The organism is Actinomadura sp. NPDC048955, from assembly GCF_040649435.1.
Taxonomy (GTDB): domain Bacteria; phylum Actinomycetota; class Actinomycetes; order Streptosporangiales; family Streptosporangiaceae; genus Spirillospora; species Spirillospora luteofluorescens.
In genome coordinates this window covers 171,363-188,590 of sequence record NZ_JBEZJI010000004.1, presented here as the reverse complement: position 1 = coordinate 188,590, position 17,228 = coordinate 171,363, and the positions used below count along the sequence as shown (strand labels likewise).

At 71.0% G+C, this 17,228-nt stretch carries 14 protein-coding genes; 6 read left to right on the top strand and 8 right to left on the bottom strand.

Translation table 11 applies throughout. The annotated features are described in order from the left end of the window. Window positions 1-32: 32 nt before the first annotated feature. Complete coding sequence (locus AB0C84_RS06200) at window positions 33-3,524, bottom strand: WD40 repeat domain-containing serine/threonine-protein kinase (protein ID WP_361061654.1); 3,492 nt, start codon at window positions 3,522-3,524, stop codon at window positions 33-35. A gap of 165 nt (window positions 3,525-3,689) precedes the next feature. Then, on the bottom strand, window positions 3,690-4,175 hold the full coding sequence (locus AB0C84_RS06195; RefSeq protein WP_361061651.1) for an SUKH-4 family immunity protein: 486 nt from the start codon (window positions 4,173-4,175) through the stop codon (window positions 3,690-3,692). A gap of 264 nt (window positions 4,176-4,439) precedes the next feature. Here AB0C84_RS06195 and AB0C84_RS06190 point away from each other — a divergent pair, with 264 nt between their 5' ends. Continuing rightward, a complete protein-coding gene (locus tag AB0C84_RS06190) occupies window positions 4,440-5,597 on the top strand; it encodes a serine/threonine-protein kinase (RefSeq protein ID WP_361061648.1) in 1,158 nt (385 codons plus the stop codon). A 49-nt stretch (window positions 5,598-5,646) separates the two neighbouring features. Here AB0C84_RS06190 and AB0C84_RS06185 read toward each other — a convergent pair whose 3' ends face one another. After that, window positions 5,647-8,838 (bottom strand): hypothetical protein, encoded by a 3,192-nt coding sequence (locus AB0C84_RS06185; RefSeq protein WP_361061645.1) that lies wholly within the window; start codon window positions 8,836-8,838, stop codon window positions 5,647-5,649. Window positions 8,839-9,194: 356 nt separating this feature from the next. Between AB0C84_RS06185 and AB0C84_RS06180 the strand changes: the two genes are divergently transcribed. Beyond that, window positions 9,195-9,458 carry a hypothetical protein gene (locus AB0C84_RS06180; RefSeq protein WP_361061642.1) on the top strand — a complete coding sequence of 88 codons (264 nt, stop codon included), beginning with the start codon at window positions 9,195-9,197 and terminating at the stop codon, window positions 9,456-9,458. A 209-nt stretch (window positions 9,459-9,667) separates the two neighbouring features. After that, a complete protein-coding gene (locus AB0C84_RS06175) occupies window positions 9,668-10,087 on the top strand; it encodes a hypothetical protein (RefSeq protein ID WP_361061640.1) in 420 nt (139 codons plus the stop codon). A 63-nt stretch (window positions 10,088-10,150) separates the two neighbouring features. Here the strand turns inward: AB0C84_RS06175 and AB0C84_RS06170 are convergent, their stop codons facing one another. From AB0C84_RS06170 to AB0C84_RS06160, 3 genes are all read right to left on the bottom strand, one after another. After that, the gene (locus tag AB0C84_RS06170; protein WP_361061637.1) at window positions 10,151-10,432 is read right to left on the bottom strand and encodes a hypothetical protein; all 282 of its coding nucleotides are present in this window, start codon (window positions 10,430-10,432) and stop codon (window positions 10,151-10,153) included. Window positions 10,433-10,636: 204 nt separating this feature from the next. Beyond that, window positions 10,637-11,641, bottom strand: a complete 1,005-nt coding sequence (locus tag AB0C84_RS06165; RefSeq protein ID WP_361061634.1) for a winged helix-turn-helix domain-containing protein — start codon at window positions 11,639-11,641, stop codon at window positions 10,637-10,639. Between the two features lie 229 nt (window positions 11,642-11,870). Beyond that, window positions 11,871-13,022: an epoxide hydrolase family protein gene (locus tag AB0C84_RS06160; protein ID WP_361061631.1), complete on the bottom strand. Its 1,152-nt coding sequence runs from the start codon at window positions 13,020-13,022 to the stop codon at window positions 11,871-11,873. Between the two features lie 62 nt (window positions 13,023-13,084). On the opposite strand from AB0C84_RS06160, the gene AB0C84_RS06155 reads away from it, so the two are divergent. Further along, window positions 13,085-14,131, top strand: a complete 1,047-nt coding sequence (locus tag AB0C84_RS06155; RefSeq protein WP_361061628.1) for a WYL domain-containing protein — start codon at window positions 13,085-13,087, stop codon at window positions 14,129-14,131. Window positions 14,132-14,185: 54 nt separating this feature from the next. Here AB0C84_RS06155 and AB0C84_RS06150 read toward each other — a convergent pair whose 3' ends face one another. Continuing rightward, a complete protein-coding gene (locus tag AB0C84_RS06150) occupies window positions 14,186-14,629 on the bottom strand; it encodes a hypothetical protein (RefSeq protein WP_361061625.1) in 444 nt (147 codons plus the stop codon). Between the two features lie 155 nt (window positions 14,630-14,784). Here AB0C84_RS06150 and AB0C84_RS06145 point away from each other — a divergent pair, with 155 nt between their 5' ends. Further along, window positions 14,785-15,921: a serine hydrolase domain-containing protein gene (locus AB0C84_RS06145; protein ID WP_361061622.1), complete on the top strand. Its 1,137-nt coding sequence runs from the start codon at window positions 14,785-14,787 to the stop codon at window positions 15,919-15,921. Between the two features lie 4 nt (window positions 15,922-15,925). Here AB0C84_RS06145 and AB0C84_RS06140 read toward each other — a convergent pair whose 3' ends face one another. Beyond that, entirely contained in the window at window positions 15,926-16,669 is a 744-nt protein-coding gene (locus tag AB0C84_RS06140) for an SDR family oxidoreductase (RefSeq protein WP_361061619.1), read from the bottom strand. A gap of 77 nt (window positions 16,670-16,746) precedes the next feature. On the opposite strand from AB0C84_RS06140, the gene AB0C84_RS06135 reads away from it, so the two are divergent. Next, entirely contained in the window at window positions 16,747-17,220 is a 474-nt protein-coding gene (locus AB0C84_RS06135) for an Rrf2 family transcriptional regulator (RefSeq protein WP_361061616.1), read from the top strand. Window positions 17,221-17,228: the final 8 nt, after the last annotated feature.

Below are 17,228 nucleotides of genomic sequence, written 5' to 3'. Positions count from 1 at the left end.
CCGAGCTTGAAGTTGTTCTCTTCCGTCCGGGATCAGCAGGTCTTCCGGTACGGGACGTCGGGAATGTTGGCCTTCCACTCCTTTTTCGTCAGTCCGCCGGTCGTTTCGCAGAGTTCGGCCCGCAGCCGCTCGGGCCCCACCGCATGGGTGCGGAAGCCGCCGAGGGAGTCCACGCTGACCAGCGACCGGCCGTCCGGTGTGAACGCCATCGCCAGCACCGTGCGGCGGTGGCCGGTGAGCGGGATTCCCAGCGGGGTGCGGGTGCGCAGGTCCCACAGCTTGATCTCGCCGTCGGAGCCGGAATCGCCGTAGGCGACGGCCAGCACCCGGTCCCTCGCGTCGTGCACGGGCAGGGAGTAGCGGCCGGTCGGGGTGAGATCCCCGGTGCGCAGGACGTATCCCGTGCGGGCGAGCGTGACCGGATCGTAGAAGGAGACGCTGCCCCGGAGCTCGGAGGGGCCGTCGAAGATCATCGACCCGTCCGCGCTGTACCGGCCCGCTTCCAGGACCGTCGAGCCGCGCCGCAGCACCTTCCCGGACGGGAACTCCACGAGCGTGTGGCCCGAGAGCACCGCCCGGCCGTCCGGACGGAACGCCACCGCCCCCCACGGCTCCCCGCGCACCTCCCGGATCCGCCGCATCGGGGAGAGGCCCCAGAAGGACAGGGACCTGCCCGCGTCGTCGGGACGGTGCTGGACGAGCGACCGCCCGTCCGGCGCGAAGTCCACGTTCTCGACGACCGGGTCCGAGTAGTCGGTGACGGCACCGGGGAGGGAGCCGATCCGGGTGCGCCTCGACAGGTCCCAGACGTCGATCTTCCCGTCGCCCATGCCGGTCCTGACCGCCAGCATCCGGCCGTTCGGGCTGAGCTTGAGCCCCGACCCCGTGCCGAACTGCTCCTCCGGCAGCTCGAACCGCTTGGCCGGCGGGCTGGTCGACCAGATCTCCACGGCCTCGCCGTCCCGGAGCACCGCCATCGTGGAACCGTCGCGGCTGGAGGTCGCCACGTCGTACTTGACGGGTTCGCTCGCTGGCGGCTGGGTGTAGCGCGTGATGTCGAGGGAGAACAGCACGCCGTCGCCGCTCGTGCACCGCAGTTCGGCGTCGCCCGCGGTGAACCGGAAGGTTCCGGCCGCGCACTCGTCCATCGTGGTCGGGTAGCGCATGACCAGGCCGGTGTCCACCGACACCCGCCACAGGTTCAGCTGGGTCGCCAGGAACTCGCCCGAGTGGCTGAAGGTCTGGTCCGCCCAGGTGACGTCCCTGTCCCCCTCCACCTCGTAGGAGGTGTCGGCGTCGATCGTCACCAGGCGCACGCCCTTCTTGCCCGGCAGCGCCGCGGTCCGGCCGTCCGGGCTGAAGCGGACGGCCCCGAAGCTGGACTCGTCGCCGATGTGGAAGTCGGGCGTGGGCAGCTTCTTCCGGGTCCGCAGATCGATCCAGGTGACCCTCTTCAGAACCTTGATCGACAGCAGCGTCTCCTGCGGGGAGAACGAGAGCGCACCGATCATCCCCGGTTCGTTGAACACCTGCCGGCCGGTGCGGGTGTCCCAGACGGTGACGCCGCCGCGGTGGGCGCCCGTCTCGGTCGCCGCCAGGTAGGTGCCCGCCGGGCTGAGCTGGAGTTCGGCCGCGCCGACCAGGCCCTGGTCCTTGTAGCGGATCACATTGCGGACGCGCAGGCCGGGCACCGACAGGATGGCGACCGTCCCGTCCATGACCTTCACGGCGACGGTCCTGCCGTCGTCGGACATGTCGATGGCGCCGACCCCGGCCGCGGCGCGGAAGGAGCCGACCTCGCGCCCGCTGTCGGCCTCCCACACCCCCGCCTGGTTCCCGCCGGCCGCCGCCAGCAGTCGTCCGTAGCCGTCCAGGTCGGACCACATCGCGTCGAAGTCGGGCAGCCGGACGGACAGCCGCTCCACCTGGTGCCGGGTCGCGGCCAGCGCCGACCACGACTCGGGGGTGTCGGCGAGCGACCCGGCCGCGACGGCGAGCCTGCGCGCCAGGTCCGGACGGCTGCGGCGCAGCGACTGCGCCAGCCCCGCGACCTGGGCGGACGCGGCGCGGTCGCGCTGCCCGACGACGGTCCGCCGCTGGTCGATCGCGACGACGGCCGCGCCGATCGCGATGACCAGCAGGACCGACAGGCCGACGCTGATCAGCGCGCGCAGCCTCCCCCGGCGCAGCGACAGGTCGGCGGCCGCGTCCAGGAAGCCGCGCTCGACCAGGTTGAGGGTCAGGTGGCGGCGGCCGGTCGCGGCCCACGACTGGGCGCGTTCCAGGGCCGTCCCCTGGTAGAGGTCGCTGCGCTTGCGGCCGTGGCCGTGCCAGAGCCGGGAGGCGTCCACGAGGTCCTGGTGGACGCCCAGTCCCGCACGCTCGGCGTCGGCCCACTCGCGCAGCCTCGGCCACGCGCGGATGAGCGCGGCGCTGGACAGCGTGACGGTCCCGTCCGTCCAGACCAGGACGCCCGCGCCGGTGAAGTCGCGCAGGACGCGGTCGACGACCCGGTCGTCGACCTGGCCGTCGGAGAACTCGTCCCGGCGCGCCGAGCGCAGCGTGTCCTCGGCGCGCTCGCCAGGCGCGACCAGCCGCAGCAGCAGTTGCGGCACGGCCTCCTGCTCGCGGACGCCCAGGCCGGTGAACACGACCTCCGCGAGTTCGGCGCGGGAGGGCTCGGGCGGCGCGGGCCGGTCGTCGGGGACGGCCCTGCGGGTGGCCTCCTCCAGGTCGATCGCTCCGACCAGGCCGAGAAGCAGGTCCTCGGCGTCGGGGCGGTCGGCGGGATCCTTCGCCAGCGACGCCGTCACCAGCGAGCGCAGCGGCTCCTCCAGCACGGAGGTGTCGGGGTGGTGGGTCTCCACCTGACGCGCGATCACGGGCGGGGTGTCGCCGGTGAAGGCGTGCCGTCCGGTCGCGGCGAACAGGACGACCGCGCCCCAGCCCCACACGTCCACCTTGGCGTCGCCGTGCTCGCCCCGGTACCGCTCCGGCGGCATGTACCGCAGGGTGCCCTTGAGCAGGCCGGTCGTGGTGGGCTGCTCCTCGATCCGGGCGATCCCGAAGTCGATGAGGCGCGGCCCGTCCGGGGCCAGCAGGATGTTCTCGGGCTTGAGGTCGCGGTGCACGACCCTCGCGCGGTGCACCCCCACCAGCGCGGTGGCCAGCCCGATCGCCAGGCGGCGCAGCTCGTCCGGCCCGTACCGCCCGGCGCGCTCGACGGCCTGCCGGAGGTTCGGCCCGGCGACGTGCTCGCTGACGACGAACGGGATCGGCCCGTCGAGGTCGGCGTGCAGGACCTTGGCGGTGCAGTAGGCGGCGACCTTCCGCCACGCCCAGGTCTCCTTGCGGAGCATCTCGCGGTCGCGGTCGTGGACCCCGTACAGGGCCTTGACGGCGACCCGTTCGCCGCCGGGCCCGTACCCTTCGTAGACGACGCCCTGGCCGCCCGCGCCGAGCCGTCCGTCAAGGTAGAAGGAGCCGAGCTGGCGGGGGTCGCCGGGTTGGAGCGGCTCGGCCATGGCTCTCCTCGCGCTGCCGGTGGAACTCAGATGATCCTCTCAGTCAGACACCAGTGTCTGTCTGTTTGTTCGCCCTTCCACGGCACCGCTGCGAAGGAAGAGCGCGATCAGTCCTCGGCGAAGGCCAGGGCGGTGAGCTCCGATGCGCTGGTCATGAGACGCCGATCACAGGAGTCCTCGTTTGACGTCCTCGTAGACCCTGGACCACCACGAGCCGCGTTTGCGGTACGCCTCCCGGTCGGCCTTCTTGACCCTTCGGGCCAGCTTTCTGCCATGGGAGAGCCTGCTTTTCTCGTAGGCCTCGTCGTCGCCTTCGTCCTCCTCCGGGAACGCTTCGAGGAAATTCTGCCAGGCCGCCAATGCGTCAAGAAAGGCGATCAGCGAGGTGTTGACAGCCCTGAGGTTTCCGTTGAGGTAGTGCACGACCGCCCCAGCACGGTCCAGGCAGTACAGCCCCTCGATGCCGGTTTCGTTCTGCCCGAGCACGAAGGCCCGCCTCCCGTCCGGGAGTTCGACCGGCCTTAGCGGGCGCTGATCCTCGCTCGGATAGAACATGCCCTCGATCTGCCGGGGCAGCCCGAAGCGCTCGAGAGCGGCAACGGCATCGGAGGGGACGTCGACCGAAGCGATCGCTTCCGGCGAGAGGTCCATCGCCCCGACTTCTTTCCACGGGTCATCCGAAAGCCATTGAGTTAGGTAAGACACCTGACCTTCTCTTCTGTCGTTGCGAATCGGAGATTCGATCCCGCACCCTTTTCTCGATCGAGTGTTTTTCCGAGGTTCAGTGCGGGGGCTGTGATCGGCTCCAGCTTCGGGCGGGGCCTGGTGTGATGTTCCGTTTGGGGTTGGCGCTGTTCATGGGGGGTTGCGTGTCGAGCCGGGCGTGGGCCGGCGGGGACGAGGGATCGGGGACAGGTGCTGGTAGCGGGGCGGTATCTACTGGAGGAGCCGATCGGCAAGGGAGGAATGGGCGAGGTCTGGCGCGCCACCGACCAGAGCCTGGAGCGGACGGTCGCGGTCAAACTGCTGCTGACGACCGCGCCGGACCCGCAGGCACGCGAGCGGTTCCTGATGGAGGCGCAGACCGCGGCCCGCCTCAGTGACCCGCACGTGGTGGCGGTGTACGACTTCGGAACCCACGAGGGCCGGCTCTTCCTGGTGATGGAGTACGTCGACGGGCACAGCCTCGCCCGCGAGGGAGCCGTGCGCGGTGCCATGACGCCGGCGCGGGTCGCCGACATCGCCGCGCAAGCGGCGGCCGGGCTGTCCGCCGCGCACCGGCAGGGCGTCGTGCACCGCGACATCAAACCGGGGAACCTGCTGCTCGCCGCCGACGGCACCCTGAAGATCGCCGACTTCGGCATCGCGCGGTTCACCGGCGAGGCGTCGGCGGCGCTCACCATGACCGGCCAGGTGATCGGCACCAGTACCTACCTGGCGCCCGAACGGGGCCTGGGCCGTCCCGCCGGCGCGCCCTCCGACGTGTACTCCCTGGGCTGCGTCCTGTACGAGTTGCTGACCGGGCGGCCGCCGTTCCACGGCGACAGCGCCGCCGCCGTCGTGTTCCAGCACGTGGACGCCGCTCCCGTGCCGCCCCGGCACGCGTGCCCGGGGTTGCCAGGCGCGTTCGAGGACTATCTGATGCGGCTCCTGAGCAAGCAGCCCGAGCAGCGCCCCACGGCCCCCGAGGTGGCCGCCTGGTTCGCGGAACGTCCCTGGCACGCCGACCGGCCCACACCGGAGACCGCCGTCACCTCCACGGCCCGGCTGCCCGTCGTCGATCTGCCGTCGCCCGCACCGAGAACCCGTTCGTGGACGCGCTACGGCATCGTCGCGGGCGCCGCGGCCGCCGCGGTAGTGATCGCAGGTGGAATCGGATTGGCGGTCGCCTCAGATGGGGACCGACCTACGCCGTCCCCGACGGTGTCCACATCGGCGCCATCGGCGGGTAGCGCATCTCCGAGGCCGTCCCCGGAGAACAAGTCCGCCGTCGAGCGCCACGGCCCGCCCCCGAAAAAACCACAGAAACCGGCAAAGAGGGCACCCAAGCGCAAGAAGGGCAAGCACAAGTGAACCGCCCGGGTTCGCTGGACGGTAGCCATCGCGGCGGATGACCCGCTCGTCAGTCCAGGTCGTCCCACCGCCATGGAGCCGCCGGGGTGCCGTCGGGCTCGCGGCCGTACCGGAACCGGTCTGCCCGATCGCCCAGTCTGACGTACGCGTCGAAGCGGCCCACCTGCGGTAGCCGTTCGGCCAGTTCCGCGGCGGGCTCGTGCGCTCCGACTTTCCGCAGCTTCTCCAAGATGGCCGGAAAGTTGACATATATGCCAATTTTGGCGAGGTCGGCGTGGGTGCCCAGGTCACGGGCCAGTAGACGGTCGATCTGCGCGTGGGCACCGACTGAGTGGAGGCCTTCCAGGAGGGTGGCGACTGGGCCGGGGCCGGTGAGGTCGGCGTGCGTGGCGGGGTCGCGGGCCATCAGCCTGTCGATCGGCTCGTCGGCATCCAGACGGTGCAGGGTGTCCAGCAGATGACCGACCGAGGACGGGTCGGCGAGATCCACCTGGGCGACGGCACGGTCTGCCAAGGCCACGACCTGCGCTTCGGCGTGCAGTTCCCGCAGGTTGATCAGGAGGTCGCAGGCGCCTCTCGTGTCGGTCAGGTCGACGGTGCGCACGGTGCGTTCCAGCAGCGCCGCGATCAGTGCGGCTTCCCGCACCCGGCGCAGGGACTTCAGCAGGGTGCTGACCGCTCTGGGGTCGGTGAGCTCGGCGTGGGCGGTGACGCGTTCGATCAGAGCCGCGACGTGGGCGTGCGCTTCCACGCCGCGCAGAGCGAGCAGCAGTTTGCCCACCGCGCCGAGGTCGGTGAGGTGGACGTGCGACTCGGGATTGCGGGCCAGCAGTCGACGGATCTGTGTCTCCGCTTTCACCTGACGCAGATTGCCCAGCAGACTGGAGAGCGCCTCCGGGTCGGTGACCTCGACGAGGTCGGCGGGGTTGCGCGCCAGCAATTGACGGATCTGCTTGTCGGCTTTCAGCCGGGGCAGTGTGTTCAACAGGTGGCTGACCGCGGACGGATCGGTGAGATCGGCCTGGGCGACGGCACGGTCGGCCACCTGCATGATCTGTGAGCTGGCCTTCAGTTGGCGCAGGGTCTCCAGCAGTCGGCAGGCGCCTTCGGTGTCGGTCAGATCGGTCCGGGCGGCGGGGGTGGCGGTCAACAGCCGGTCAACCTGCGCGTCGGCCTTCATCAGGTGCAGGGCGGCCAGGAGGCGGGCCACTCCCCGGGGGTCGGTGAGGCCGGCCCGGTGAACAGCGCTGCCGGCCAGCGCCACGGCGTGCCCGCTCGGCTCTTCCCTTCGCCCGTGGTCCAGGCGGTTCAGCAGCCGGGCCGATTCGTTCGGGTCGGTCAGGTCGGCGGGGTCGTGGGCCATGTCACCCGCCACCTGCGCTTCGCGCTTGAGCCGGCGCAGCGCCCAGAGCAAGCGGATGACCGAGTCGGGGTCCGTGAGATCGGTGCGGTGGACGTGCTGGGCCGTCACTACCGCGAGCAGCGCGGTGGGCGCTTCGCCCCTGGAGTCTTTCAGGAACTGGTTGATCGCTCGGGGGTCGGCCAGGGCAGCGCGAGCACCGGGGTTCAGGGCCAGCGCTCGGGCGAACTCGTGGCTGCTCCCCATCTGGGCCAACAGTGAACCGACCGCGGTGGGACCGGTTGAGAGGGCGTGATCGACGGCACGGGCGGCCAGGGTCGCGGCCTGCGCGTCCGCCTTCACCATGATGAGCTCATGCAGGAGGTCGGCGACCGCTCGATGCCGGGAGAGGTCGGTCCGGTCGGTGACCCATCGCACCGCCTGCTGTTCGTCGGGATCGACCTGGTGAAGCAGGTGGACCAGGCGGCGGGCGGGAGTCCTGCCGACCCAGCGGAAGACCGGGCTGGTAAGACCCTGGCTGACGGCGTTCTTGTACATCTGTGCGGCGTGCCGGAGCAGCCCCCTGCTGTTCGCCGCTTCGGCGAGCCGCCGCAGGTCGTCGGTGGCGGTCCCGGCAAAGGCGTCCCAGAAGGTCGCGGGAGGAACGACCTCGGCACGATGGTGGCGGCCGTGCTGGTCGAGGTAGTCGTTGAGCTCATAGGCGGCGGGGTCGCCGGTGCGGGCGCGGAGCGGGGTCACGGCGGTCAGGGTGTGGCGGATGTCGGTGCGGCTTCCGTCGGGGCGGTGCCCGCGTTCGAGGTCGCGCAGCGCGGCGTCGATGTCGGCGAAGGTGTCGGGACGTTCCCATGGCCGCAGGTAACCATCGGCGGCCGCGCTGAGGAGGGCGGCGGGCAGCGGGGAGCGGACGCCGAGCCGGCGGGCGTCGAGGGCGGCGGTGATCAGCGCGCGTTCGATCGGGGTGAAGTGGCCGCCCGCCCGGCTGACCTGGCCGTCCAGGTAGGCCGCCAGGAGTTCGGGGCCGCCGCTGAGGTGCTGGATGACCTTGCCGTCGGTGGCACCCGCGGCGGCCGCCGCGGCCATCCTCGGGTCACCGGTGAGGTCGGCCAGCCGGCGCTGCTGCTCGGTGTCCAGACGGTCGGGAACCGGGATGCGGACCGTGCGGGCCCCGGTGAGCAGATCGCGTGCCGCCGCGGACGTGTCGGGCGAACGGCCCAAGGCGGTGAGGTGACGCCAGTAGGGGTCCTCCCACATGGCGCCGGCCGCGATCAGACCCGGTGTGCTTTCCAACGTCTCGGCCAGCAGCGTCGCGGCCACCGGCCCCTCGGCGCCGTCGAGGAACTTCTGCGTTTCGTTCAGCCACAGCACCGTCGCGGGGGTCGCCTGCCCGGACTTCAGCAGCGCGACCAGGCCGCCGGCACCGGGACACAGCAGCCGCCGACCGGGCACGACGGCGCGGACGCCCTCCCACAGCGCGCGGGTCTTGCCGACCGAGGAGTCCCCGGTCAGTATCACCAGCACGCCCTGCCCTGCCGGATCGGCTGCCCGCTCCAGAACAGCGCGCAGCTCGGCGTCGTGCGGCCGGGGCAGATAGGCAGGCAGCGCCCCAGCCTCAGGCCCGCCGGTGGCGGGTGCCTTGCCCAGCGGGAGCGCGCGGTGCACGCCCAGCAGCAACGGATCCGCGTCAGCGACGATTACGGCGCCCGCCTCCGGCCCCGGCCCCCGGTTGGCGGAAGCCTTCTTGGCCTGGCCGCGGGCAGCTCGGTGCGTTTCGAGCCATCGCGCCCTGCGAAGCAGATAGTGATCCTGGACGTCGAGCACGAAGGCCCCTGACTCGTGGCGCTCCTTCAGCCGGGCCATGGCCGGGACGATCAGCTGCAGCATCTGCGCCTGGTTTCGGGGCACGGTGCCGCGGCGCCAGTCGCTGATGGTCTGCTTGGCGACGCCGCTGCGGCGGGCGGCGGTCTCCTGGTCCCAGTCGCACAGCTCCAGAAGCCGGTTCAGCCGCGCGGTCCACTCCGCCCGCGGATCGGACGCGTCCTCACTCACAGGGCCCGCCGCGATGCGTCAGGGGCGGGGCCACGACTGTCCGGATCCGACTCGGACCGATCCGGACAACACATCGACGCAGGTGGGAGCGGGGTGGCCCGGCGCAATCGCCTCTGGAGGGGGACGGCACGTGGCGTGCTGGGTGTGCCCGGGCCGTCCGGCCCGGCAGCCAACGATCTCCAGGAGATGCCATGTTCACCACGGCGCTGGCCGTGCCGGCCGTCATCGTCATCGCCCTGACGGCCGCCGCCCGCATTCCGGCCGCGGCCGCGGAACTCGTCCGCGCCTGCCTGTCCCTGGTCCAGGCGCTACAGGAACTACACGCCTCGCTCGCCCCGCCTCGCCCGACCGCGGCACCGCCCGCCGGCCCGGCCTCGCCTCTCCCCGCCGCCCCTCGCCAGGGCGCCCCCCGCAGCACGGCGGTACCCGGGGGCGGGAACGCGGACCCGGCATGAGAACGCACAGCGCCGAGCCTAGCGCGATGACCGCGGACATTCCCGGTTATAACCGTGCGGCCATTGGGCTTGGACATTTCCGACGCCGCCTGAATTTCGCAATCCCTTTGCATCACCGTACAAGTGGGTGGTGGCGCCAAGCCGTTCTAAGTGACGCTTGAAAAGGCCGTCGCTGATCGGCGATGGGCCAGAGAGAAGGGACAGAGGACATGGGAGATCTACTTTCGCGACGGATCGGGGCGAGTGCCGCGGTCCTCGCGCTCGGTGCCGCGATCGCAGCGGGTGGGCAGACCGCGGCGAGCGCGGCGACGCCGGGCCGGCACACCACCTCGGCGGTCGCGGGCACGGGCGCCTGCACGACCGGGATGTTCTGTCTGTGGGGGAAGCCCAACTACGACCCACCGCTGGTCGCGCGGATCTACCCGGTCACCCACGGGCACAGCGACGTGGGATCGATCGGGGCCGTATCCGGCTACAACGCCACCAACCAGGGCCAGATACTGTGGCAGCGGCTTAGCGGCTGCATCAATGGGACGGGCCCGCGCGTCTACATCCCGCCCTTCACCCACTTCTCTGACATCCGCCCCAAACTGGGCTGGCGGGGCGGCTTCTGCGTCACCCATTCCTGATCGCCATAGGCTCACCGGGGCCGGCCCTGTGCGGCCCGGCCCCGGTGAATGGACGAGGCAGCCCTATTTGAACGCCTCGCGGCAGGCGGTGATGGCGTGGTACTGGGCCACTCCCAGGTGCATCAGCATGTCCCGGCACTGCGCCCCGCGGGCCGGGCCGTTGCTGGGGTTGGCCGCCCAGGTGCAGGCATGGGTGGCCCTCTCACGGACCAGGTAGTGCTGAGACTTCAGGTAGGCCGTGCAGTGATCGACGTTGGCGTGGGCTGGGGCCACCGCCAGCAGCGGCGCCGCGGCCATGGCCAGCAAGACGCTGGTCGCGCGGAGAGCGGTCTTCCGGATTCGCATGCGATATCTCCTGTGCGGTCTGGTCGTCCTGTGCAGTCGCCCGGGGGCTTCTTGAGCATCATCCGAACCGGCCCGTCGGAACCACGCGCTTGTGCTCTGGCGCAACTCCGTTGACCGGTCTGGAGAGCACGTGTGCGGGCTGCGCCACTCGACTCGGGGCCCTGCCGCCGTCCGATTCGTCAGGGCCGAGTGCGGCTTCTGTGCTCAGGTAGGGCGCGACGTGGAAGACGTGATGAGGGCGTCGCCGAGTGGGGTGCGGGTGTAGAAGGTGCGTCCGGCGTGGCGGGCCTGGAGGATGAGGTCGTTGGCGGCCAGCACGGCGGTGTGGCGGGATATCTGCGAAGGGGAGATCCCTGTCTGGCCGTGGATGGTGGCGGTGGGGGTGGCGACGGTGATCGCGATGAGGATGCGGGCGCGGGTGGGGCCCAGGAGTCTGGCCAGCGCGGTGGGGTCGGCGGCCGGTAACGGCTGGTGGGTCAGCGGGTAGACGAGCACGGGTGGCAGGGAGTCGTCGACCAGGACGACGGGTGTGGCGGCGCAGAACCATGAGGGGATCAGGTGCAGCCCCCTGCCGTCGAGGCGCACATCCCAGGGGACGGGGTAGCGGGCCTGCAGCATCCGGTCGTCGGGGTGCCAGACGGCGAACGGACGCAGGCTCGCCAGCAGTTCCCCGGGCCCTCCGGACGCCGCGACGCCCGCGAGCCTGGTGTGCTCGATGGAGACCTGCCTGCTGATGTCGGCCCAGCGGGGGGCCAGCGCGGCGGAGAAGTAGGACCGCAGGTGATCGCCGAGGAGGGTGAGGGCGCCGGAGTCCGCGACGGCCAGGTCCGCGCCCCAGCTCGGCGCCCCGCTGCGGTCGGTCAGCCTGTCGAGTTCGCGGCGGATCTGCGCGCGGGGGGTCGACAGGACGGTGTCGAGGGCGGGTTCCAGCCCGGCCGGTCCGGTGTGCGGGGTGAGGAAGTCGGGCCAGTACGACGAGGCCGGCACCAGCGGCAGCAGGCACCTGCCCACCGCGGCGCCCACCGGCCGGGCCGACAGGCCGCCGAGCGTGTCGGTCCGCCACCGCACGACGTCGGCGGGCGGTGACAGGCCGGGACGTGGCCGCCTCAGCCGGTGCAGACTCAGCACCAGTTCCCACAGCGCGTCCGGCCGCATCGAGACCCGCGTGCGCTCAAGGTCCTCGGGCTCGAAGAAGATGCGCAACCTCACGAGGGCGGAATACCCGCCCCCAGAGATCCGCCAACGCCATTACATCAGCACACAAAGAATCGATTCTTGATATGCGCCTAAATCATGCTAATGGGGATGTGTCTAGCAAAAGAGAATCGAGCTAGATGCTTCCCCGGCGGGCATCGGTGTGCTGAACGCAGGCCGGGGGAAGCGTCCTACAGCACAGTGGCGGGAGCGGGGTCTGCCCGCTCCCGCCACTGGCGGGGGTTCAGCCCTTGCGCAGTGCCGCGAAGAAGGTGCGCAGGTCGGCGGTCACCGCGTCGGGGGCCTCGAGGGAGGCGTAGTGGCCGCCGGTGGGGAACTCGCTCCAGTGCACGATGTTGGTGTTGTCGCGTTCGGCGAGGGAGCGGATGGTCTGGAAGTCGTCGGCGAAGACCGCGACGCCGGTCGGCGCGGTGTTGATGGCCGGTTCGGCGCCGGAGTGCGCCTCGGCGTAGTGGTAGCGGCCCGCGGTGGCCTGGGTGTTGGTGAGCCAGTACAGCGTGACCTGGGTGAGGATCTGGTCGCGGGTCACCAGGCTCGTGCCGTTGCCGAAGGAGTTGAACAGCTCGCTCCAGGCGAGCTGGCCGACCGGCGAGTCCGCGATGCCGACCGCGACGGTCTGCGGCCGGGAGGCGTTGATCGCGTTGTAGCCGCCGACCGACTGGAACCACTGCATGTGCTCCAGCGCCGCGTACTCCTTGGGCCCGAAGCCGGCGAACTCGGCCGGGTCGCCCGAGGGGAAGGAGAACAGCTGCAGCACGTGCATGCCGAGGTATCCGGGCGGCTTGAGCAGCCCGAGCTCCCGGGAGACCATGGTGCCGGCGTCGCTGCCGTGCGAGCCGTAGGTCTCGTAGCCGAGCTTGCGCATGAGGGCGTCGAAGGTGCGGGCGACCCGCGCCATCGTCCAGTCCCCGTCGGCCAGCGGGGTGCTGAAGCCGAAGCCGGGGATCGAGGGGACGACGACGGAGAACGCGTCCTCGGCCTGCCCGCCGTGCGCGACGGGGTCGGTGAGCGGGCCGATCATGTCGAGGAAGTCCACGAACGAGCCGGGGTAGGTGTGGATGAGCAGCAGCGGGGTGGCGTCCGGCTCCGCGGAGGGCACGTGGATGAAGTGGACCTCCTGGCCGTCGACGTCGGTGAGGTAGTGCGGGAACTCGTTCATCCGCGCCTCCTGCCGCCGCCAGTCGAAGTCGTTGCGCCAGTAGTCGACGGTCTCGCGCAGGTAGCCGTTCGGCGTGCCGAGGTCCCAGTTGTCGACCGCGGCGGGCCGGGGCAGCCGGGTGTTGGCCAGTCGCAGGGCGAGGTCGTCGAGCTCGGCCTGCGCGATCTCTACGCGGAAGGGACGGATTTCGGAGGAAGCGGTGTTCGTCGTCGTCATGTCTTCACAGTAGAACCCATATAGGAAGACCTGATTCCTAATGATGCGGCATCATGCTGAACATGCTGGAAACTTCGGCGAGGCTGCTCGCCCTGCTCTCGCTCCTGCAGTCACGACCGTCCTGGCCGGGCTCTGAACTGGCCGAACGCCTCGGCGTGAGCGGTCGCACGATCCGCAACGACATCGCGCGGCTGCGCGAGCTCGGCTATCCCGTGGACGCCACGCGCGGCACGACCGGTTCCTACTCGCTCGGCGCCGGCACGAAGCTGCCTCCGCTGCTGCTGGACGACGAGGAGGCCGTCGCCATCGCGATCGGGTTGCGCGCCGCGACCGGCATCAGCGGCATCGGCGACAGCAGTGCCCAGGCCCTGGCCAAACTGGAGCAGGTGCTGCCGCACCGGCTGCGCCGCCAGGTGGCGGCGATCCACCAGTCCACGTCGCAGGGGCCGCACAACACCGGTTCCAACGTCGAGGACCCGGAGGTCGACGCTGCGGTCCTGGCCCAGATCGCGACGGCCGTCCGCGACCGCGAATGGTTCCGCTTCGACTACACCACCGGGGCCGACGACCGGCCGGGCGAGCTGCCCTCGGGCACGGCGGCGACGTCCGGGCACAAGCTCGTGGAGCCCTACCGGCTGGTCAGCTGGACGCGCCGCTGGTACCTGGTCGGACGCGATCCGCAGACCGGCGCCTGGGCGACGTTCCGGGTCGACTGGATCACCCCGCGCATGCCCACCCACCGCGTGTTCACCCCGACCCCGCTGCCGGGGCTCGACTACACGAGCTTCGTCCTGCGCGACGTCGCCTCGACGGGCTGGAAGGTGCACGCCCGGATCACCGTGTTCGCCTCCGCGCAGGAGGTGCTGTCGCGAATCAACGCCACCGTCGGCGTGGTCGAGTCGGTCAGCGACGAGCAGTGCGTGCTCGTGACGGGGGCCGACAGCCTGGAGACCATCGCGGTGTACATCGGCATGCTCGGACTCGACTTCGAGGTCACGGGACCGCCCGGTCTCATCGACCATCTCGCCGTCCTGGGCGAACGCTACCTGCGCTCCATCGGTCAGGCCGGCAAGGGCGGCGGCGATGCGGACTCGGCCCGGCGTCCGTGAACGCTCCGCCTTAAGGCGCCTCCTACGGCGCGGCGTCTCGACGTCCCGCAAGGGTCACTTCCCCACGGTGGCCTGGACGGTCTCGACCTCGTCGCCGACCTTCAGGGGGAGCGTCGCACCGCCGGCGAGCGCCAGGCTCAGCACCGCCGCGACCAAGCCGAGCGCGGGACGCCACCGCGGCCTCCGGGCCGCCCTCGGCTCCGTCGCTGCGACGCAGTCGCCGACCGCGATGCGCTTCCGGACGGCGACCCAGGACGCCGCCTCTTCGTCGTCCAGCCCGCATGCCAGGACGAAGGCGACCAGCAGTTCCTCGCGAGGCAGGCTCTTGCGGCCGAGCGCCGTGGACGCGGTCGAGTAGGGCAGGACGCGACCTGCTTCGGCGGCCCGGCGCTCCAGTTGCCGGTAGCTGAGACCCGACCAGGCCTTGAGCCGGCGCAGCGCGGCGATGAACTCGCCCTCGTCGGTGGCCACGTCCGGTGACGGTGGCGATGCGGTCACGTTCTCACCCCGATGCTCGTCGATCGCTCCACTATGCCCCAGCCTGAACAGGCCGTACAGCGTCCCGCACAAGCTCGAACAGCATGACCTCTTGATCACCGCGGCCCGCCGCGGCCAGCCTCTGGCGCATCCCACACGACTGTTCTGGAGGTCGCATGCGACGGATCAATCCGTTCCCCTTCGCCATCGCGCTCACGGCCGCGCTGGCCGCGGCGGGCTGCGGCGGCGACGCCGTGGGCGCGCCGAGGGCCGCCCGAAGCGCGCCCGAGCCCGTCGACCGTTCGATCGCGAGTTACCTCGACCGCACGCTGCCCAAGGGCCCGGGCGGGACGGTGGTCGCCGCGCGCGGCGCCGAGCTCGTGCACTGCAAGGGTTTCGGCCTGGCGGACCGGACGGCCGGGACCCCGGCCACCTGCGACACCGTCCACGACGTCATGTCGATCACCAAGCAGTTCACCGCGGCCGCCATCATGAAGCTGGAGATGATGGGCAGGCTCCGGACGACCGACCGGATCGGCACGATCCTCGGCCCGGTGCCCGCGGACAAGCGCGGCATCACCCTGCATCACCTGCTGACGCACACGGCCGGGCTGGCCGAGGGGCTCGGTGACGACTACGAGCCCGTCTCCCGCGACGAGATGCTGGCCAAGGCACTGAAGTCCAAGCTGGTCTCCCGCCCTGGCGAGGAGTTCCACTACTCGAACACGGGATTCAGCGTGCTCGCCGCCATCGTCGAAAAGGTGTCGGGAACGAGCTACGAGCGGTTCCTGGCAAAGTACTTGTTCGCACCGGCGGGAATGACCCGGACGGGCTACGTGCTGCCGAAGTTCTCCCGGTCAGAGGTGAGCGTCGAGTACGACGAGGACGGCGCGAGCCAGGGCCGGCCGTTCGACCATCCCTGGGCCGCCGACGGACCGTACTGGTACCTGCGCGGCAACGGCGGCATGCTGTCCACCGGACGTGACATGTTCAAATGGCATCGAGCGCTGCTCGGCGACACGATCCTCAGCGCCGCCGCCAAGGCCAAGATGTTCGAGCCCCACGCCCGGATCCCCAAGACCGAGGCCGCCTACGGCTACGGCTGGGGCGTCCTGCACACCAAGGACGGCCGGGTCGGCTGGCACAACGGCGGCAACGACTGGTCCTTCGCCAGTTACAGCCGGATCCTGCACGACGGAACCATGGTCTATTGGGTCACCAACCAGGCCGCCCAAGCAGGCCGATGGAACCTCGAGGAACGCGAACTGGAAATGAACCAGGCCCTGGCCGACCGCACCCGCGACGCCGATTAGCCTCTCAGCGCTGTTCGGTGAGCCACTGGTCGAAGGTGGTCGGCATGATGCGGGCGTCCGGGCTGGGCAGGAGGGCGTTGCCGGCCGTTTCCAGGCTGAACATCGTCGACCACGTCGGCACGAGCTTCACCGTGCGGCCGCGCGCCTCGTTGGTGCGGCGGGCCATGTCGACCAGGTCCTGGGGCTCGGGCCCGGCGACATCGCTGTAACGCCCCTGCGGCCGGCCCGTCGCGATCTCGGCGAGGACGTCGGCGACGTCCGCGGGCGCGACCGGCTGGACCAGCAGCGGCGCGATCGTGGCGACCCCGTCCTGCTCGGTCCAGCTCGTCACCATCGCGGCGAAGTCGTGGAACTGCGTGGCCGGGACGATCGTCCACGGGACCGGGCCGGCGGCCGCCAGGCGCTCCTGCTCCCGCTTGCCGGCGTAGTGCGCGTTGCCTTCGATGCGGTGGGCCCCCGCGATCGACAGCAGCACATGGTGGCCGACTCCGGCGCGCTCCTCGGCGGCGAGCAGGTTCCGCGTGACGGCACCGAAGTAGGCCACCGTCTCGGCCGGGTCGGCCGCGGTGCTGTTGGTGACGTCGACGACGGCCTCGACGCCGGTCAAAGCGTCGTCGAGGCCCTCGCCGGTCGTCAGGTCCACGCCGAGCGAGCGGCTGATGCGCACCGCTTCGTGGCCGTCCCGCTGGAGAGCGGCGACGGTGAGGGTTCCGATGTTCCCGGTCGCGCCGGCGACGGCGATCCGCATGGCGGCCTCCCTTGTCTGGTGTTCGGGAGCCTATCATGGACTAAATAGATCCATTATGTCTGCGATAGGCTGGTGTCGTGAAGCTGCCTGTGAGCACCGAATGGGTCCTGCACTGCGCGACCACGCTGGCTCAGCTGGATCCGGGAGTCAGCGCGTCGACGGCGCAGCTGGCGCAGTACTACGACCTGCCGGCGCCCTATCTCGCCAAGCAGCTGAAGGCCCTCGTCAAGGCCGGACTGCTCACCGCGACCGCGGGCCCGCGCGGGGGGTTCCGGCTCGCACGGCCCGGCTCCGAGATCACGCTCCTGCAGATCGTCGAGGCCGTCGACGGCACGTCCTCCCCGTACGAGTGCCGCGAGATCCGCCGGCAGGGACGGGGGGCGCTGCCGGCCGCCGAGTGCCGGGAGCCCTGCGTCCTCGCCGCGAAGATGGCCGACGCCCACCAGGCCTGGCGGGACAGCCTCTCCGGCGTCACCCTGGCCGACGTCCTCGACATCCTCCCGCCGTCGGCGCCGGCCCGCACCCGATCACGCCTGGCGGAGCCGTCCTAGCCTGCGCC